Source organism: Segatella buccae ATCC 33574 (assembly GCF_000184945.1).
Taxonomy (GTDB): Bacteria; Bacteroidota; Bacteroidia; order Bacteroidales; family Bacteroidaceae; genus Prevotella; species Prevotella buccae.
The window spans coordinates 364,857-383,046 of sequence record NZ_GL586311.1 but is presented as its reverse complement, the minus strand read 5'-3'; the positions used below and the strand labels follow the sequence as shown (position 1 = coordinate 383,046).

The window sequence follows — 18,190 nt, the reverse complement described above, 5'->3', positions numbered from 1 at the left end:
ATTATAGATGGGAATACATCTATCTAAAAGTCTTCTTTGTCTCTTGACCGTCACCGTGTTGGGATTGTCTGCTTGTAGTAGTGATGACAATCTGGAGCAAAAGGATCCTAATGCGGAATACGTGGATGAGGCAAAGAAGATTCTGAATGGCGATATCGTGCTTTCCACAAAAGCGACGATGGCCGAAGTTGACAAGACGCTGCTGCCCAATGGCTGCCCGACGAAGTTTAATTTTAAGTGGGAGAAAGACAGCATGCAGCTGTCGCTTAATGGATTCACCGTGGGCAACATGCCGCTGGTGATCTATTTCTCCTGCAAATGCAAGTTCATGCAGCTCAACTCTTGGGAGAAAGATGAGTACAGAGGCGAAGGCTGGGTGAAGTTCAAAGGAAAGGACGGTAACGTGACGGGCGACCCGAAAGATGATTCCGGGGTGCAGAAAGGTAGCGGAGCCGGTGTGGACGGTTACCTGAACGTGAAGACCAATCAGATAATCTTCATTGTCAACTACAACATGATGAATGTGCGCTCCGAATGCTTCTTGCAGACCATTGACAAGAGCCGCATCAACAACTTTGAGGCGGAGTTTGCACAATATGAAAAAGACTTGGCTGCCTACAAGAAAGAACATGGACTGTAGGCCATGGCCGAAGCATTAACATCAGAGAGGGAGTGGAAGGCTCGGTTTCCTTTTGCTTCCTCTTTTCATACGAAGATCATGCATATACAAAAGAGACATATCGTCCTTGTTCTGCTGGGCCTGCTGTTGTCTGTGGGCATCCGGGCGCAGCAGCACAGGATAAGAATCACCGTACAAGAAAAGGGTACGCAACAGCCTCTGGCCGGAGCGACCGTCAGTTTTGCCCCCAACAAGGAGATGGCGGGGGCCTTGAATGCCATCACCGACATAGACGGGCAGGCCGTCATCGAGGCGGAGCAAGGCAAGAATATCTACTATCGGGTGGAGTCGACAGGCTATGCCCCGGTGACGGGCAGCGTGGCCCCGTCGGTCAGCGAGATGAAAGTGGTGTTGCGCGAAGACGTGATGCACCTTAACGATGTCGTGGTGACGGGCTCGCGCACGGAGCGCCCCATCAAGTTGTCGCCCATCACCACGCAGGTGTTGGGGGGCAAGGCGTTGGTCGATGCCGGCTACAGCGACCTGCAACACGCCCTGCAACAGGAGACGCCGGGAATGAACATACAGAAGGTGGGCTTCGGAAACGAAATCTCCATGCAGGGACTCGATGCGCGCCACGTGCTCTTCCTGCAAGACGGTGAGCGTATGACGGGCGACATGGCCGGCAACTTGGACTATGAGCGTTTCAATCTGCACGCCATCGACCGGGTGGAAATCGTGAAGGGAGCCAGCAGTACGCTTTATGGCAGCCGGGCCTCGGGGGCGGTCATCAACCTCATCTCGAAGAAGACCACGAAGCCGCTCGATATTCAGGCCGGTATGCGCTGGGCGCAGATGAACGAGCGCAACTACAAGCACGCCTCGCCGAAAGACTTTCTCTACATGTTCGAGAAAAACAGCGACCGCCCCAACCTGCAAGCCTGGGTGTCGGCCGGTGTCAAGCAGAAGGCCTTCACTTCGCAGACGGATGTGTGGTACAGCGAGAGCGATGCCTTCTACATGTATCAGGCCGACCACGACAAGAAGGTCTACACTAAGGAGGCCAACCCCTTCCTGCCCCACGACATCACGCTCACGAGCGTGGCCGCCCGTTCGCCGATGGGCATCGAGGGCACGGAGCACATATCCGCGGCGCAGAAGTTCTACTACGAGCCCACCGACCGGCTTTCGGTGCAGGTCTACGGTTCGATGTTTTTCATGAACTCCTACGACCTGATACAGGACATGACCTTCTCGCAGAGCCGTGACTTCATGGCGGGCCTGAAGGCCAAATACAGTGTGAAGGATTGGTTCACCGTCAACCTGAGCATGCACAGCGACTTCTATGACCGCTTCAAGCGCCATGAGCGCATCGACGAGCGCAAGAAGGTCTACAAGAGCCGCATCCTTGAGCCCCGGCTGTCGCTGACGAGCGATTACTTCAAGGGGCACAGCATGATAGTGGGCGTGGAGCACACCACCGACGACCTCACGAGCGACCGCTTCGTGAACCGCAAGATGACCACCCGGTCGCTGCACGAGACGGAGTTTTTCGCGCAAGACGAATGGACGGCCAACGACCACTGGATGCTCTCTGCCGGTGTGCGCACCAACTTCTCCAAGGCTTTCGGCTTCATGTGGATGCCCAAGCTGGCCGTGAAATATTCACCGGACAACCGATGGGCCGTCCGCGCCAACTACTCCATGGGCTACCGCGCGCCGAGCATCAAGGAGCTGTTCTTCAACTGGGACCACTTGGGCATGTTCCAAATCAGGGGCAACGAGGAACTGAAACCGGAGAAGAACAACTACTTCTCCGTGGGGGCGGAATACGGCACCGACCGCTTTTTCGTGAATGTCAACGCCTACGGCAACTTCTTCAGAAAGAAAATCGAGGGTGTGTGGCACATCTACGACATGCAGTACAACTTCGAGTACACCAACCTGAGCAGTCAGCGCATGCTCGGCATGGAGGCCATCGTGAAGTGGCACCTGCTTGACTGCCTCACGCTCAACGGCACCTACAGCTACGTGAACGTGAGCAAGCAGAACGGCGTGCAGGTGAACACCACCTCGCCCCATGCCGCAACGGGCAGTGCCGACTACACGCTCAACCGCAAGAACTATCGGCTGAAGACCATCCTCAGCGCGTCGCTGATGGGCGAGAAGAACTTCGACGTGCAAGACCGCGTGTGGGTGGAGGAGCACAAGAAGAGCTACGATGCCTACTTCCGCTGCACGCTGCCCACCTATGTGCTGTGCAATCTGGCCGTGGTGCAGACCTTTTATAATAAGGTGAAAGTGACACTGGGTGTGGACAACCTCTTCAACTACGTGCCCCACACGCTGGGTTCGGGCATCACGATGTTCAACGTGCCCGCCACCTGTGGGGCCAAGGGGTATGTGCAGGTGGAGTTTTTGGTGGATGACATTGTGAAATCTTTAAAACGAAAGAAATGAAACACTATCTCTTAGCCGTGTTGTGGGCCGCGGCGATGCTGACTTCCTGCGTCAGTTACGATGCGGAACCTTTCACGGGCAAAGTGTTGCCGCGCACCACGGGCTACACCACGGGCGTGACCAACGACTGGCTGTATATCAATCTGCGGACAGGACAGGTGTTCAATCAATACCAAGTGGGCGCCGACATCAAGGAGGGTGAGCAGAAAGGCCGCTTGGATTGGGACTTGGCCTTCTGCGGCTACCGTATGCGCACCAACAGCGGAACCTCGGGCGACGGCCGGGGCGGTGCGGCCGACTTGGGATACGGTCGCTACGATGAGTGGCAGACGGCCTCGCAGTTGCCTGCCGACCTCACGTGGGCGGTGGACGACCACTCGGTGAGCATCACCATGTCGCGCAACGACTGGAACAAATATCTCATAGCCAACAAGCTCGACTTCAACCAGAATCCGTGGTTTGACCCCAACCGCGGGCCGGCGACGACCAAGACTGATGCCAATCCGGTGCTGGCGCAGGCCATGACCTTCACGGGGCCGCCGCCCGTCTACTCTCCGTCGTTCCACACCTACGTGGTGCGCACGGCCGACGGCAAGCGGTATTTCAAGCTCCAGATTATCAGTTGGTATAAGGCCGATGTTGAAATTGGCGACACGGGAGGCCAAATGAGCTATTATTGCGACGAACTGAAATGAGGCCATCGGGCTGCTTCGGGATTGGTACAAGGGTCTTGCACCACCCGTGCAGAGCCTTTGCACGGATGGTGCACCGGCCTCGAACGAAGCGTGCAGCGGCCTTGCACCACATCCATGGCTGCCGGCCGGTGGCTGCACTTGGGCGGCATGGCATGGCCGTTGAGGCTTTCCGTCCCGCTCGGAGCTTCTGTCGTCGGGAGGCGTCGTCCGGGGGAAGCGCATTCGTGCCGGCCTAACAATCGAAAGTAAACAATCAAAAAATACAAAAGAACAATGGAAACGAAAAAGAATATCTATGTATGGCGCACGGTGGCCTCTTTCCTGCTCGTGCTCTTTGCCATGCCTTTGGGCCATGCGCTGATGATATTGATGGAGAAGTTGATGAGCGAAGGAGCCATGCACGTGGCCGGATTTCTGATGGGGCTGGTGGGGCTGGTGATGGTCATTGTGGGCGTGTTCGTGAAAGGCGACACCCGCCAGACCCTCTGGGGACTGTTCGGCGGCCTGCTCTTCTGGACGGGATGGGTGGAGTTTCTCTTCCTCTACTACGCCCGCCGCTACGGTGTGCAGCCCGAGATGGAAAACGGCGTGGTGGTCACCAAACCCGAATACCTCATTCTGCCGGCCTCGTTCGGCATGTGGATGATGACGATGGTGATGTATATCTTCAGCACCAAGAACGGCTGTGACTTCATCACGTGGATACAGAAAGTGTGCTTCCGCGACAAGCGCAAGGCGATAGTCGTGCAGCCTATGACCCGCCACACGAGCATCGTCACCTTCATGGAACTCAACATGATGTTGTGGGCACTCTATCTGTTGCTGATGTTCTGCTACGACAAGAATTTCCTCGGCGACCACCATCCCGTCACCTTCCTCGTGGGGCTGGGCTGTCTGGTGGGCTCGGTGTTCATGCTGAAGAAGCAGCTGACGATTGCCGCGTGGGGGGCCAACATCCGCATGGCCATCGCTACGGTCATCATCTTTTGGACACCGGTGGAGATACTCGGCCGCATCAACTTCTTCCGCGAATTCTGGGTGGAGCCTGAGAAGTATGCCATGCAGATGGGGGCCATCCTGATAGTGTTCATCGCATTGGGCATCTACCTTTGGATGAAGGGGAGCAGGCGGAAGCCCTGACTGTCTCTTCGGCCCGACACCCGGGGCCTGCAAATGAAAATCCCGCTACCGAAACAGCTTCGGTAGCGGGATTTTCCGTATTGTCTTTGCCTTTGTCGTGGGCGTCTACATCACTCCGAATGCCCTCAATACATCGTTGAGATTGGCTACCACCATGAGCAATATCAAGAGACTGAAGCCCACATAAATAGCTTTCTCCATGAGTTGTTCGCTGGGTTTCCAGCCGGTTATCATCTCCAGCAGGAGGAAGAGCACGTAGCCGCCATCGAGGGCGGGGATGGGCAGGATGTTCATGAAGGCGAGTATGATGCTCAGGAAGGCCGTCATCTTCCAGAAGAGGTACCAGTTCCACGTGGAGGGGAACATGCTGCCGATGGCCCCGAAGCCGCCGAGGCTCTTGACTCCGTCTGCAGTGAAGATATATTTCAGGTTTCCCACGTAGCCCGAAAGCACGTTCCAGCCGTATCGGATGCCGGCGGGGAAGCTCTCGAAGAAGCCGTAGGTGAGGTGGGTCTGCTTGTAGCCGGCGAGCGTGTTGTAGGGCGCGAAGCCCAGCATCAGGTCGGGAGTGAGCGTGGTGGTGAGCGTGTCGGTGACCCCTGTAGCCTTGTGGGTCACCACGATCGAGGCTGTGCGCAGGCGCAGGCTGTCCCGGCGGGTCCGGGCGTCGGTCATCTGGTCTTGCAACCGGCCTATGGCATCGGTGAACTCGTTGTAGGAGTCCACGGCCCGACCGTTGAGTGCGAGTATCTTGTCGCCTTTCTCCAGATGCAGTTTGGAGGCCGGTGTGCCGGGCAAAACGCTGTCGACGACAGCCGGTGTGAACGGGCGCACGAATGGAGGCTCCGTCTTGATCATGCCCAGCATGTTGAGGTTGCCGTTGAGTGCGATGCTCACCTTCTTGCCGCCCCGCAGCACATCTACTCTCCGGGCCTCTGAAATGCGGCGGTAGAGGTCGGCATCGAAAGTCTTGAATTCGCCTTCCTCCGTGCCCAGCAGGATGTCATGGTCTTGGAAACCGAGTGCCTTGGCCTCTTGGTTGAATTTCATGCCGTAGGTCATGTCTTTGGTGGCGATGAATTTCTCGCCCCATGCAAACATGATCATCGAATAGATGAAGAATGCCAGAAGGAAGTTGACCAGCACGCCGCCAATCATGACAAAGAGACGCTGCCAGGCCGGTTTGGTGCGAAACTCCCATGGCTGCGGCGGTTGCTTCATCTGTTCCTTGTCCATGCTTTCATCTATCATGCCTGCTATCTTGCAGTAGCCGCCCAACGGGAGCCATCCTACGCCGTAGGTGGTGTGGCTCTTCTTGGGCTTAAAGCGGAACAGGCTGCCGTTCCACTTGCCCACACCGGGGTCGAAGAAGAGATAGAATTTATCCACGCGGATGCCGAACAGCTTTGCGAAGAAGAAGTGGCCGCCCTCGTGCAGGAGCACCAGCAGCGAGATGGCCATGATGAATTGTAATGCTCTGATTAAGAATACTTCCATTTAGTTTTGTCTCCTCCTGACCTCCCGAGGGGAGGAAGACCGGCCTGTTAGCGGAGGAAGGGGACGGTCTTTTTGATTATATGAATATGAATGGAGTGCTGTCGTTTTTTTCCGTCAGCCCTTTGCAGCGGCCTTTTCAGCCACAAACTCGGTGGCTATCCGGCGGGCCTCGGCATCGGTTTGCAGATAGACTTCAAGGTCGGGCGAGGCGTCGAATGTGGCGCGCTGCATCGTGCGGTCGATGATGTCGGCCATGCCGAGGAACGAACATTTATTGTGGCGGAAAGCCTCGTTGGCCACTTCGTTGGCCGCATTGAGTATGCAAGGCATGTTGCCGCCGCGGTTGATGGCTTCGTAGGCAAGGGCCAGACAGCGGAATTTCTCTGTGTCGGGCTCGAAAAACTCCAGACAGTGGGCCGTGAAGAGGTCGAGCCGGTCGCCCTTGAGCGGCAGCCGTTTGGGGAAAGAGAAGGCATACTGGATGGGCAAGCGCATGTCGGGCACGCCCAGTTGGGCCTTCACGGCCCCATCGGCAAACTGCACGGCACTGTGGACGATGCTCTGTGGGTGGATGAGTACTTGTATTTTGTCTGCCGGAACGCCGAAGAGCCACTTGGCTTCCATCACCTCAAAGCCTTTGTTCATGAGCGAAGCCGAGTCGATGGTGATTTTGGCGCCCATGTCCCATGTGGGGTGTCGGAGGGCGTCGGCGGCTGTGACGGTCTGCAATCGGTCGCGGTCGAACAAGCGGAAAGGTCCTCCCGAACAGGTGAGGAGTATCTTGTCTATCTCGTTGTCGTCTTCACCCACGAGACTTTGGAATATGGCCGAGTGTTCCGAGTCGACGGGAAGGATGGACGCGTGATGCTCTTGGGCGAGCTTGCAGATGAGTTCGCCGGCCACCACAAGCGTCTCCTTGTTGGCCAGGCAAATCTTCTTGCGGGCCTTGATGGCTGCGATGGTGGGCTCCAGGCCTGCAAAACCCACCATTGCGGCGAGCACCATGTTGATGGGTTCGGCCTCCACAATCTGCTTGAGGGCTTCCTTTCCGGCGTAGACTTTGATGTCGGGTCGGTCGGTCAGCAACTTACAAAGCGTGGCGTAATGGGCCTCGTTGGCAATGACCACGGCCGCCGGATTGAACTTGCGGGCCTGTCGGGCGAGTTCTTCCACCCGGTTGTTGGCTGTCAGGGCATACACTTCGTAGAGGTCGCTGTGCTGTTCGATAACGTCAAGTGCCTGTGTGCCGATAGAGCCGGTAGAGCCCAGAATGCATATTTGTTGTTTCATAACTTGTCTTGAGAGTATGTTTGAAGGCACGTTTGTGTGCCGCAGCTTTGGCCGTGATCCTTTTGTGCGTCAGCGGCCGGGCGGAAGGGTGGTCAGAGGTCAAGCAGTCCGTCGGGCAATGTCACTGCGATTTCTTTCCTTTCAGCATCCACGCTGTTGATGATTTCTTCCGACGCAGGAATGAGGAGGTTTTTCCCGTCAGCCGTCTCCACCTCAAAGAGCGTGTTGATGGTAGTCTCATCCACAGCCCTGAGTGTTCCTATGGCCTTGCCGGTGGCCTTGTCGGTGAGCGTGAAGCCGATGATTTCGGCCCATGTCATGTCCTCATCGCTGCTGTCGGAGAGACGGCGGGGGAAGTAGACTTCGGTGCCCGTAAGTTCCCGTGCCTGCTCCTGCGTAGTAATGCCGTCGAAAAGCATAAGTGCGGTGGAGCCGTTCTTGAACCGGTATTCGTCAATGAAAAACGGCACGAGTATCTCGTCCAGTTCGAGCACAAGGTAGTCGGCGTCGGTGCGGTCGAACACATCGTCGTCGAAATGGAAGGCTATTTCGCCTTTCACGCCGTGGGGTTTGCCCAGTCTTCCTATCTTGTAGACCTCTTCTTTTCTTATCATCAGTTTCTTGTTGGTGGTTTGACGGGTCAGTCGTCCACGCGTTTGATTCTTGCCCCCAGATTGTTGAGACGCTTCTCGATGTCCTCATAACCACGGTCTATCTGTGCAATGTTGGCGATGCGGCTGGTGCCGTTGGCACTGAGAGCGGCTATGAGCAATGCAATACCTGCACGGATATCGGGGCTCGTCATGCGTCCGGCACGCAGCTGGAGCTTGTGGTCGTGGCCCACCACCACGGCCCGGTGGGGGTCGCAGAGGATGATTTGGGCACCCATGTCGATGAGTTTGTCAACGAAGAACAGGCGGCTCTCGAACATTTTTTGGTGGAAGAGCACCGAGCCACGAGCCTGCGTGGCCACCACAAGCAGCACCGACAGCAGGTCGGGAGTGAGCCCCGGCCACGGTGCGTCACTCAAAGTCATGATGGTACCGTCGATAAATGAGTCTATCACATAGTGGCTCTGGTGGGGTATCACAAGGTCGTCGCCCTCCTCTTTCACCTTCACTCCCAACCGGCGGAAGGCATCGGGGATGATGCCTAAGTTGCGCAAAGACACGTTTTTGATGCGTATGCCTTCGCCCACCATGGCTGCCATGCCTATGAACGAACCCACCTCTATCATGTCGGGCAGGATGGTGTGCTCGGCACCATGCAGTGTTTTCACGCCTACGATGGTGAGCAGGTTGCTGGCTATGCCGCTGATGCGGGCACCCATAGCATTGAGCAGGTGGCAGAGTTGCTGTATGTAAGGTTCGCAAGCAGCGTTGTAAATGGTGGTGGTGCCTTCGGCCAGCACGGCTGTCATGATAATGTTGGCCGTTCCTGTGACCGAAGCTTCATCAAGGAGCATGTAGCATCCCTTCAGCTTGCGGGCCTCAATGCGAAACACGTTGCACCCGTCGTCATGCACGAACTTCGCTCCGAGATGCTTGAACCCGAGGAAGTGGGTGTCCAACCGGCGCCGTCCAATCTTGTCACCGCCCGGTTTGGCGATGATAGCCTTGCCGAAGCGGCCCAGCAGCGGCCCTATCAGGAGTACCGACCCGCGCAGCGAGGCGCATTTTCTCACAAACTCCTCGCTCTCCAAGTAGTCGAGATTGAGGCGGTCGCTCACGAAAGTGTAGTCGTTGCGGCTGTTGCGCGTCACTTTCACCCCGATGTCTTTAAGCAGCAGGATGAGGTTGTTCACGTCGAGAATGTCGGGAATGTTCTTGATGCGCACAGGCTCTTCTGAGAGCAGCGTGGCGCAAATCACCTCCAGTGCCTCGTTTTTGGCACCTTGCGGTGTGATGGTTCCTTGGAGCGGATGTCCGCCTTCGATGATGAAAGACTCCATGGGCGTGCGGTTATTTCCTCTTTTTCTTGCCGTTGTCGGTGGCAAGGTCTTTTTCTGAAATCTTCTCGAATTTGAATGAATCGAGGTCGAGCTGTATCGCCCCGTCGGTGTATCGGGCCAGGTCGGAGGCCACTTTCTCGTCGTCGTGTGACCCGTGTCCCCACTGCATGAGGCTGCGCTTCATCTGGTTGGCAGCCAGACGGGCAAGTGCATCACGCTCTTCGCCGGGCTCCATCGTCTTGAGCCGGTCGAAGATGTCAAACAACATCTTGCCGTAGTGGCGCACGGGAATCTGTTGCATGGGATAGGGCATGGGCTCGGGTTTGGCTGCTATCTTCGCCGCCTGTGTCACATCGTAGGGATAGTCGATGTCGAGCCGGAAGTTGCTCATCAGTGCCAAGTGGTCCCAGAGTTTGCGGTCGCCCTCTTCCGAGCCTGCATCGTTGGGGAACATGCGCTTCATGATGGTGATGATTCCCTCGGCGCATTTCTGCCGTTCGGCCCGGTCTTCGAGGCCTACGGCATAGTCCACCATGCTCTGAATCTCTCTTCCGTATTCCGGGAGCACCAGTCTCTCGCGTTGCGTGTTGTAGTCCAATCCTTCTATTTTCATTATGTTATAATAATTTCTTTGCTTCTTTGGCCACAAAATCTTTCAGGTAGAAAGGCACGAAATAGGCCACGTCTTCAAACTGTTGCTGCGCAATGCGCTTCTCGGCCAGCGGGAACATGTTTTTGGCCAGTGGCTCTATGCCCTCGATGAAATGCGCGTTGGGATGGGTGATGGCCTCCATGCACTTGGCGGCACCGTTGCCGAAGAAGTAGACGGGGCCTTGGTCGAGCAGTTCCCTGTAGGTGTCGGCATCCACGATGTCGGCACTGATGGGGCGCACCTCATGCAGTGCGCGGTCGAACACTTGTGCATAGACCTCCATGCGGCGTGCGTCGAGCATCGGGCACAGGCGTGCTTCCGGCTCCGTGACGCGCTCGGCGAGCAGCACCGGCACGGCGAGCAGCTCCAGTGTGGGCACGGCAATGAGTTTCACGCCACGCCCGTAGCAAATACCTTTGGCCATGCTCACGCCGATGCGCAAACCGGTATAAGACCCCGGCCCGCAACTCACGGCCACGGCATCGAGCGTCATGGCGTGGTTGTCGATGAAAGCCAGTGCTTGCTCTACGAACACACCCAATTTCACGGCATGGTTGGGGCCGTTGTGATCTTCGAGGTTGAAGATGCACTCGGCATCGTTGCTCACGGCCACGGAACACACATCGGTGCTTGTCTCAATGTTTAGAATACACGACATATAACAAGAATATAATTCTAAATAAGGTGCAAATTTACGCTTTTTCTCCGATTTTTTTGTACTTTTGCAAAAATTTAACGCGAAAGTAACCATGATACAATCGATGACAGGTTACGGCAAGGCTGTCGTGACCCACAAGGAAAAGAAGATTAACGTAGAAATCAAGTCGCTCAACAGCAAGACGCTCGATCTCTCCGCGCGCATCGCTCCGCTCTACAGGGAGAAGGAAATGGAAATCAGACAGCTGATATCCAAGCAGTTGGAACGTGGTAAAGTGGATTTCTCCATTTGGGTGGAAAAAGACGCTTCGGCCGATGCCACACCGGTGAATGTGGCACTTGTGGAAAACTACTATCGCCAAATCAAGGACATTGCCGCCAAGACGGGCATCCCCGAGCCCACGGACTGGTTTTACACACTGCTCCGTATGCCCGACGTGACGACCAAGACCGAGGTGGAAGAACTCTCCGACGCGGAGTGGGAGGCTGCTCTCGGGGCCATCCGGCAGGCCATCGACGCGCTTTTGGCTTTCCGCCGTCAGGAGGGGGAGGCTTTGCAGCGGAAGTTCACCGAGAAGATAGACAACATCGCTGCGCTGTTGGCCGGCATCGAACCTTACGAGAAATCGCGGGTGGAGAAGATTCGGGCCAACATCGTGAAGGGGCTGGAACAGATTCCGGAAGTGGACTACGACAAGAACCGGTTGGAGCAGGAACTCATCTATTATATCGAAAAACTCGACATCAGCGAGGAGAAACAGCGGTTGGCCAACCATCTGAAATACTTCCGCGAGACCATGGCCGAAGAGGGGCATGGCGTGGGCAAGAAGCTCGGTTTCATCGCTCAGGAGATGGGACGCGAAATCAATACCACCGGTTCCAAGAGTAATCAGGCCGAGATGCAGAACATTGTGGTGAAGATGAAGGATGAGTTGGAGCAGATCAAAGAGCAGGTGCTGAATGCGCTTTAGGGGAGGGAAGCCTCCCCCGACCCCTCCGAAGGAGGGGAGGGCCTCGCGGAGTGTCGGCAGCTGAAAGGCTGTTGAAGGGGGCTTTCTGCAATGGGAGCACTGCCCCTACATGCCGGGGAGAGGTGGAAAATAGAGATTGCGGTTTGCCGGTTGACTTATACTCCAGATAGCTTTTGTATGGCTCTCAAACGGTTTTGCATATCCCCGAGCATCTTTCGTATAACTCTTCAAATCATTCTCGTGCATGACAAACAAGTTGCATGGCTATGAGACAGCCCATTCTGCCGATTACAGTCTGCTGGAGCGTTCGGCCCGGCAGCATCGTCGCTACCCTACGGCAGCCGAGGCCGTGCTTTGGGATGTCCTGCGCGGAAAGCAGTTAGGCTTCCGTTTTCGTCGTCAGCATCCGGTAGAAGGTTGCATCCCCGATTTCGTTTGTCTTCCCAAGCGTCTGATTGTAGAGGTAGATGGGCGTTACCACCTCACCGAAGAACAACTCCAATCCGACTCCGACCGCACCGCCTATTTGGCTTCCCACGGCTTTCGCGTCATCCGATTCACCAATGATGAAGTCATTGGCAACATAGAACAAGTCATTAAAACCATCAAAATGGAACTAAATAAACAAAGTAATATCCTTCAGCCCACCTCCGCCACACCATCAGGAGAAGTGGCAGCTCTCAAAAAAGAATCCATCCCCTCCCCGTCATCCACCTCTCTTCCGCCAGGCACTCCCCTCCTTCGGAGGGGCCGGGGGAGGCTCATCATCTTCTCCGCCCCTTCCGGCAGCGGCAAGAGCACCATTGTGCAATGGCTCATGCAGGCCCATCCCGAGCTCAATCTCGCCTTTTCGATAAGCTGTACCAGCCGTGCCCCGCGCGGCACGGAGCGCGATGGCATCGAATACTTCTTCCTCACCCCCGAAGAATTCAAGGCCCGCATTGCCGCCAACGAGTTTTTGGAGTATGAAGAGGTCTACGAAAACCGATTCTATGGCACCCTGAAATCGCAAGTAGACACCCAGACCGAGGCCGGACAGAATGTCGTGTTCGATGTAGATGTGAAAGGCGGTGTGAACATCAAGAAGTTTTATGGCGACTGCGCCTTGAGCCTGTTTGTGCAACCGCCGTCCATCGACGAACTGCGTCGGCGTCTTGAAGGCCGTGCCACCGATGCCCCCGAGGTCATCGAACAGCGGTTGGCCAAAGCCGGCTACGAACTCACTTTCGCCCCACAGTTCGACCATGTGGTGGTCAACGACAATCTGGATGAGGCCAAGGCCGAAACCCTGCGCCTTGTCCGCACATTCCTCGGTCTCTGAACTCGCATCCCCATCATTGCCGCCACCCGACGAGCTTTTGCTTGTCGGGTGGCGGCGTTTTGGGCCGTTACCTATATAGTATGAACTATTAAAAGTTTAGAAAAAGCCTTACATCGATGCTCTCTGCATTGTTCTGATGTGACTGTTCTGCTTTCCTGAAAAACCAAGAAAAACAAAAAATATCTGTCGCTCGGCCCAAACGAACTTGCGAAAGAGCCACAGTCAGAAGGCCATTCGGCCCTCCCCGGAACCTCAAATGGCCTCTTTTACACGGTCATTTGGGCCGGACGACACCTCATGACGGGGGTGTGAACTTTAAGAGATGAAAAAAGGAGAGCACCAATATGCTCTCCTTGCAATGCAAAGGTACGGATTTTTGTCTCCAAATACAAATGAATGGTGAAAACCCTTTACATCATTCTTTGCTCCCTTTTTAGCCGCACTGCCGGCTATTGATGGCCTTATCTGACGATCACTTTCCGGCCATGAAGAATGTAAACGCCTTGCGGCAGATTGTGCAAATCCTTTTCGCTGTTGACGGTCGTGACATATTGGCCGCTCAGGTTGTAGACTTTGCCGGGCGCAAAAGTTTGATTTGCCGGTGTGTTTCCTATGCCGGCCGTTGAAGCTTTGACGAGTGTGAACTTGCTCCAATCGGCATGAGCGGCGAACGAATCGTATGCAGCATCGGGCACGATGAGGCGTATGGCCTTAAAGTCAGTGACATATTGGAACAAGTCTTTGGCAAAATCGGGGGCTTGTGTACCCTCGTATGCTTCCCAGTCGATTTGTTTTAGCTTCAGACAACTGCCGAAAGCGTATTTTTGCAATACGATTTTGGAGGGCAGTTTCACCTCTTCCATAGCTTCGCAGTGGTCGAACAGGCTTTCCGAGGAAGTGATCTTGCTGCATGAAGACAGGTCGCAGATTTTCAAGGTGGTGCATCCGAAGAAGGCATCTGTGAGGTTGGTGAGGTTGGTGCAGCCCGTCATGTCGATGGCTTCCAGCTTGTTGCAGTTTTGAAAGGCAGCGCGGAAGCTGGTGAAATGGGCCGCTTCCGACTTTGTCGGCATGACAAACTCTTTCAGGGCCTTGCAGCCTTGGAATGTACCCACGCTGCCAATGCCGTAGGCAACATGCAGCGAGGTGCCCGACTTAATGGTTGCCTGACTCATGTCTACTTTCTCAATGGTGTTGTTTCCTGCCGGCGGAAAACCGGAATTGTTGCCGATCGCGGCAGTCAGAGCGGCAAAGTCGGCGGTGCCCCATTCACCCGTGAGGATGAGTTGTTTGGCACTTTTCAGAGAGGAGGGGATGTTCTTGGCGTCGAAAGTGAAGACATCTTGTTCCTCCTTCGCCTTTTCGCCGGCCGGAATGGGCAATGTGCTGAACAGCATTTGGGCTTCCGAGGAGTGGTCGCCAAGTTGTCCGCCGCGGTTTTTGCCCCATCCGTACAGTTTCCCGTCATCAGTCAGGACAATGGTGTAGGCCTCGCCTGATGAGAGTTGGGTGATCTTGGTGCCTTCCGGCAGTTTGGTCTGTACGGGAACTCCCGTAAATGTGATGCCTCCGCCCGGGTTGTCGGCAGCCACACCGGTGCCATTGCCAAGTGCCCCGTCTTCGTTGGTGCCCCACACATAAACCTTTGTGGCCACGCCGTTAGCCCCCACGCCGACCACTCTGCCGTTCCGATAGCCGGAAATAAACACCACTTTCTCGCTGATGGTGGTTATCTTGGCAGGTGTCTTCTGTTTGGTGATTTCTTCGTCGTTGAGCCCCAGTACATTGTTGTCGGCTGCCCCCCACACCCATAAAGAGCCGTCGGCCTTGATTCCATAAGCACTTGTCGATACGGCGAAAACTTCCACCCAGTCATGGTCTGTACCGATCTGTGTGGGAGTTTTTACGTGAGACGGAAGATTGCAGAGTGTTCCGTTGTTGTTCCATCCCCATCCCCACAGTGTTCCGTCGGTCTTGAGGGCAAGGGTGGAGTGGTCACCAATCGTCACAGAGGCCCAGTTCTTGTCTGTTCCTATCTGTTTCGGAACTGTTTGGTTGGCATAGTTGCCCAAGCCTAAGGCTCCTGTTTCGCCTTCTCCCCACGCCCAGAGAGTCCCGTCGGTCTTCAGTCCGATGGCCGTGTGTCCGAAAAACCGCGACACGGATACGCTTTTCCAGTTGTTGTCTGTGCCTATTTGCGTCGGTATCTTGTGCCCCATGCCGTCGCCGACACCTTGCACACCTTTGGTGTTGTCGCCTGCAGCCCAAAGTGTTCCGTCCTCTTTGATGAAGAAAGCATAGGACTGGCCGGCGACGGCACTTTTCCAGTTGTTATCTGTTCCCACTTTGGTTGGTACGGAAATCTTTGTGTCGCCTCCGCCGATGCCCAACTGTCCGCTTTCGTTCCATCCCCATGCCCACAGTGAACCGTCTTTTTCGATGGCATAGGTACTGCCTTCGCCGGTGGTGACAAACTTCCATTGATGACTCTGTGCGTTGGCGTTACCTATTGCCAACAGGCCACATGCAAGGCCGAATAATGTTTTGATAAATGCTTTCATGCCTGATGTTTTTAGTCGTTGTTTGATATTTTAGTGTGTTATTTTTATGCTTTCGCCGTTGGGGCCGCGCACGATGTATAGGCCTCGGGCCATGTCGCTCATGGTGACACTTGTGGTGCCCGTCGGTATATTGAACTTCTTGACAAGTTTGCCCGTGGTGTCGAAGATGCCTACGTTTCCACCCTGTCCGGAAGTCAAGGACAGTATGCCGTTGGCATGGCTCGCTTTAAAGTCTTTAGACTCGTTACTTCCGACTGCCGACAGCCCCGTGGAAGCCAGTGGAATTCTGATGAGAGGGCAGATGGCAAAACTTCCCGTGCCGGCTCCAAACATACTGATTGGGCGCAGATAGTCGGTTTCTCCTTGCAGTCTGATGAAAGAATTGTGAGCGAGCCGGTTGTTGGAATCGGCCTGGGAGAGGTTAGTGCCAATCTGATCGAGCAATACGCAGAAGTCTTCGGTTGTAGGATCGTTGCTGAATCCCTCTACCGATATGAAGAAAATGCCTTTTCCGAAAAGGTCCAATGGAGTGGAGAATTTGAAGTGTGCGACAGCTCCCCCGATAATGGGAGCCCACGCTCCGTCTTCGCCGTCAGCCTTGACGTCTGCCATCTTCAAGGTCTGTACTTCCACAGGCAGGTGTGTAAACTTAATGCCACTGCCTTCCGAAATCTGCACCATCCATACTTTCAATACGAGTGTGGCGTTAGCTTTGTATTTGGTAGGCTTGTGGAGCAGATAGACATTCACCCCATCCATGTAGGCTTCATCGCTGCCCAGCATGAAAAGGTTGCCCACTCCGACGATGTTTTTGTTGTTGGTTCCGCCCAAATAGCCGCTGACATCTGCGCCTTCCGTAAACGGGAGACCGGTCAGGCTGTAGGTGCTTCCCCACTCCCTCGTGTCCATCGTCGTGATTTCCGAGGTTCCCCCGGCTTTAATTTTCAGGTCGGGATGGTACGAACTTTTGCTGGTGGCCGTTGTGACCTCGAGTGTCGGAAAGTCAAACACGCCTTCTGTGGCATATTTGACACGGGCATTTTGTGTCTGCACAGTCGGGGTTTCACCCCCGGGAACCGTCCAGTTCCAGTTCGTGGGATTGTTGCCCGACTTGTCTTTGAACACCACTTCTTTCTCTTTGGAGGCCAACAGATAGGCCCCTCCGTTGATGGCTTTGTGGCGGAAGAGCAAGTTGCACACGGCATTATCGGTCTTCTTGATGGTGGCGATATTCCTCAAAGGGACAGGCAAAGCGTAACTCGCATTATGACTGTTGCCCACCTGAAGCGTTTTCAATTCCGCTTTCGGCCGGCAGACAACCGCGTCTGACAGTTGTGCCAATAGGGACGAAGACGGTAAGAGAGTGAATAACAATGTGAATAAAAGGGTAGTTTTTTGTCTCATAACTTTGCTTTTAGTTAATATTAGTTTTTTCTATCGAGCGTAAAGATAGCATAATTTGGAAAATATGGCAATAAAATTATCTATAATAAAAGTGGAATAAGGTTAAAGGACGCTTGTGCCTTGTGATGACATTTTGTCTCTGGCAGCTACACATTTGGAGGTAGGCAGGACATTCTGTCGGTATGGATGCACCTGCTTTTGGAGCAACTCCGGTCGGTGGAGTCTCCGGAGCCTTAAATAATATAGGTGCAGTCAACCGCTATTTCGAAATTTAGTTGTATATTTGCAAACATAATACAGGTTTCAACAAGGCGGCATGTACACTACCGGCAAGCGGAAAATAGGCCTTTATGGCGGTTCTTTCAACCCCATACATGTGGGGCATATTACTTTAGCCAAGCGACTTATAGAGGTGGCAGGGCTTGACGAAGTGTGGATGATGGTCTCACCGCAAAATCCGTTTAAGGCGAACGACACGTTGCTTGCCGATGACCTGCGGCTGGCCATGACTCGTAAGGCTCTTGAAGGGGAGACCCATATCGTGGCCTGCGACTATGAGTTCCACTTGCCTAAACCCTCCTACACTTGGAACACGTTGCAGGCTTTGGGGCGCGATTGTCCCGATTGCGAGTTTACACTACTCATAGGAGGTGACAACTGGCAGGCGTTCGACCGCTGGTTTCGCGGAGAAGACATCGTAGACCGCTATCGCGTGGTGGTCTATCCCCGTCGTGGGGCAGAGGTGGATGCTGCCATGCTGCCACCCCACGTACAGCTTGTAGACACGCCGCTCGTCGATGTGAGCAGCACGGAGATACGCCGACGTGTGGCCGCCGGGGAGAGCATACGGGGCATGGTGCCCGAAGCCATTGAGGCAGATGTGTTGAAATATTATGCCAGGTAGGGCAGTGGTGGATTTGAGGAAGTGAAGGGAGACAGGCGGTGATAGGGGAAAAGAATTGGGAAGACCGC

15 protein-coding genes are annotated in these 18,190 nt (G+C 54.9%); 7 read left to right on the top strand and 8 right to left on the bottom strand.

All coding sequences use genetic code 11. The features are described from left to right. Positions 1-7 precede the first annotated feature (7 nt). The 4 genes from HMPREF6485_RS01585 (at position 8) to HMPREF6485_RS01570 (ending at position 4,914) form a co-directional block, all read left to right on the top strand. Positions 8-640, top strand: coding sequence for a DUF4903 domain-containing protein (locus tag HMPREF6485_RS01585; RefSeq protein ID WP_004344216.1), 633 nt, complete (start codon positions 8-10; stop codon positions 638-640). A 78-nt stretch (positions 641-718) separates the two neighbouring features. Continuing rightward, complete coding sequence (locus tag HMPREF6485_RS01580) at positions 719-3,079, top strand: TonB-dependent receptor (protein ID WP_211205713.1); 2,361 nt, start codon at positions 719-721, stop codon at positions 3,077-3,079. Continuing rightward, positions 3,076-3,774, top strand: coding sequence for an HmuY family protein (locus HMPREF6485_RS01575; RefSeq protein ID WP_004341502.1), 699 nt, complete (start codon positions 3,076-3,078; stop codon positions 3,772-3,774). Before HMPREF6485_RS01580 ends, HMPREF6485_RS01575 begins: the two co-directional genes overlap by 4 nt. A gap of 273 nt (positions 3,775-4,047) precedes the next feature. Continuing rightward, on the top strand, positions 4,048-4,914 hold the full coding sequence (locus HMPREF6485_RS01570; RefSeq protein WP_004344214.1) for a hypothetical protein: 867 nt from the start codon (positions 4,048-4,050) through the stop codon (positions 4,912-4,914). 105 nt (positions 4,915-5,019) lie between these two features. On the opposite strand, the gene rseP is transcribed toward HMPREF6485_RS01570, so the two are convergent. The 6 genes from rseP to tsaB all read right to left on the bottom strand — a co-directional run bounded on the left by rseP (position 5,020) and on the right by tsaB (position 10,962). After that, positions 5,020-6,411, bottom strand: coding sequence for an RIP metalloprotease RseP (rseP, locus tag HMPREF6485_RS01565; protein WP_004344213.1), 1,392 nt, complete (start codon positions 6,409-6,411; stop codon positions 5,020-5,022). Positions 6,412-6,525: 114 nt separating this feature from the next. Then, positions 6,526-7,701 carry a 1-deoxy-D-xylulose-5-phosphate reductoisomerase gene (locus HMPREF6485_RS01560; RefSeq protein ID WP_004344212.1) on the bottom strand — a complete coding sequence of 392 codons (1,176 nt, stop codon included), beginning with the start codon at positions 7,699-7,701 and terminating at the stop codon, positions 6,526-6,528. A 92-nt stretch (positions 7,702-7,793) separates the two neighbouring features. Then, complete coding sequence (rimM, locus tag HMPREF6485_RS01555; RefSeq protein WP_004344211.1) at positions 7,794-8,315, bottom strand: ribosome maturation factor RimM; 522 nt, start codon at positions 8,313-8,315, stop codon at positions 7,794-7,796. Between the two features lie 26 nt (positions 8,316-8,341). Continuing rightward, positions 8,342-9,652 carry a UDP-N-acetylglucosamine 1-carboxyvinyltransferase gene (murA, locus tag HMPREF6485_RS01550; RefSeq protein WP_004344210.1) on the bottom strand — a complete coding sequence of 437 codons (1,311 nt, stop codon included), beginning with the start codon at positions 9,650-9,652 and terminating at the stop codon, positions 8,342-8,344. A 10-nt stretch (positions 9,653-9,662) separates the two neighbouring features. Continuing rightward, entirely contained in the window at positions 9,663-10,265 is a 603-nt protein-coding gene (locus HMPREF6485_RS01545; protein ID WP_004341496.1) for a DUF4290 domain-containing protein, read from the bottom strand. 4 nt (positions 10,266-10,269) lie between these two features. After that, positions 10,270-10,962 carry a tRNA (adenosine(37)-N6)-threonylcarbamoyltransferase complex dimerization subunit type 1 TsaB gene (gene tsaB, locus HMPREF6485_RS01540; RefSeq protein WP_044125700.1) on the bottom strand — a complete coding sequence of 231 codons (693 nt, stop codon included), beginning with the start codon at positions 10,960-10,962 and terminating at the stop codon, positions 10,270-10,272. Positions 10,963-11,053: 91 nt separating this feature from the next. Here tsaB and HMPREF6485_RS01535 point away from each other — a divergent pair, with 91 nt between their 5' ends. After that, positions 11,054-11,932 carry a YicC/YloC family endoribonuclease gene (locus HMPREF6485_RS01535; RefSeq protein ID WP_004341494.1) on the top strand — a complete coding sequence of 293 codons (879 nt, stop codon included), beginning with the start codon at positions 11,054-11,056 and terminating at the stop codon, positions 11,930-11,932. A 244-nt stretch (positions 11,933-12,176) separates the two neighbouring features. After that, a complete protein-coding gene (gmk, locus tag HMPREF6485_RS13275) occupies positions 12,177-13,253 on the top strand; it encodes a guanylate kinase (protein ID WP_004344207.1) in 1,077 nt (358 codons plus the stop codon). A 461-nt stretch (positions 13,254-13,714) separates the two neighbouring features. Here the strand turns inward: gmk and HMPREF6485_RS01525 are convergent, their stop codons facing one another. Both HMPREF6485_RS01525 and HMPREF6485_RS01520 read right to left on the bottom strand, forming a co-directional pair. Then, complete coding sequence (locus HMPREF6485_RS01525) at positions 13,715-15,814, bottom strand: RCC1 domain-containing protein (protein ID WP_004344206.1); 2,100 nt, start codon at positions 15,812-15,814, stop codon at positions 13,715-13,717. A 30-nt stretch (positions 15,815-15,844) separates the two neighbouring features. Then, a complete protein-coding gene (locus tag HMPREF6485_RS01520; RefSeq protein ID WP_248622187.1) occupies positions 15,845-17,110 on the bottom strand; it encodes a T9SS type A sorting domain-containing protein in 1,266 nt (421 codons plus the stop codon). A gap of 424 nt (positions 17,111-17,534) precedes the next feature. Between HMPREF6485_RS01520 and nadD the strand changes: the two genes are divergently transcribed. After that, complete coding sequence (gene nadD, locus HMPREF6485_RS01515) at positions 17,535-18,122, top strand: nicotinate (nicotinamide) nucleotide adenylyltransferase (RefSeq protein WP_004344204.1); 588 nt, start codon at positions 17,535-17,537, stop codon at positions 18,120-18,122. The last annotated feature ends 68 nt before the right edge of the window (positions 18,123-18,190 follow it).

What these genes read in the sequence shown, in the direction of transcription:
- tsaB (WP_044125700.1), bottom strand. Translation starts at nt 10,962, where the DNA reads ATGTCGTGTATTCTAAACATTGAGACAAGCACCGATGTGTGTTCCGTG.
- murA (WP_004344210.1), bottom strand. Translation starts at nt 9,652, where the DNA reads ATGGAGTCTTTCATCATCGAAGGCGGACATCCGCTCCAAGGAACCATC.
- rseP (WP_004344213.1), bottom strand. Translation starts at nt 6,411, where the DNA reads ATGGAAGTATTCTTAATCAGAGCATTACAATTCATCATGGCCATCTCG.
- HMPREF6485_RS01535 (WP_004341494.1), top strand. Translation starts at nt 11,054, where the DNA reads ATGATACAATCGATGACAGGTTACGGCAAGGCTGTCGTGACCCACAAG.
- HMPREF6485_RS01580 (WP_211205713.1), top strand. Translation starts at nt 719, where the DNA reads ATGCATATACAAAAGAGACATATCGTCCTTGTTCTGCTGGGCCTGCTG.
- HMPREF6485_RS01575 (WP_004341502.1), top strand. Translation starts at nt 3,076, where the DNA reads ATGAAACACTATCTCTTAGCCGTGTTGTGGGCCGCGGCGATGCTGACT.
- HMPREF6485_RS01585 (WP_004344216.1), top strand. Translation starts at nt 8, where the DNA reads ATGGGAATACATCTATCTAAAAGTCTTCTTTGTCTCTTGACCGTCACC.
- gmk (WP_004344207.1), top strand. Translation starts at nt 12,177, where the DNA reads ATGACAAACAAGTTGCATGGCTATGAGACAGCCCATTCTGCCGATTAC.
- HMPREF6485_RS01525 (WP_004344206.1), bottom strand. Translation starts at nt 15,814, where the DNA reads ATGAAAGCATTTATCAAAACATTATTCGGCCTTGCATGTGGCCTGTTG.
- HMPREF6485_RS01570 (WP_004344214.1), top strand. Translation starts at nt 4,048, where the DNA reads ATGGAAACGAAAAAGAATATCTATGTATGGCGCACGGTGGCCTCTTTC.
- rimM (WP_004344211.1), bottom strand. Translation starts at nt 8,315, where the DNA reads ATGATAAGAAAAGAAGAGGTCTACAAGATAGGAAGACTGGGCAAACCC.
- nadD (WP_004344204.1), top strand. Translation starts at nt 17,535, where the DNA reads ATGTACACTACCGGCAAGCGGAAAATAGGCCTTTATGGCGGTTCTTTC.
- HMPREF6485_RS01545 (WP_004341496.1), bottom strand. Translation starts at nt 10,265, where the DNA reads ATGAAAATAGAAGGATTGGACTACAACACGCAACGCGAGAGACTGGTG.
- HMPREF6485_RS01560 (WP_004344212.1), bottom strand. Translation starts at nt 7,701, where the DNA reads ATGAAACAACAAATATGCATTCTGGGCTCTACCGGCTCTATCGGCACA.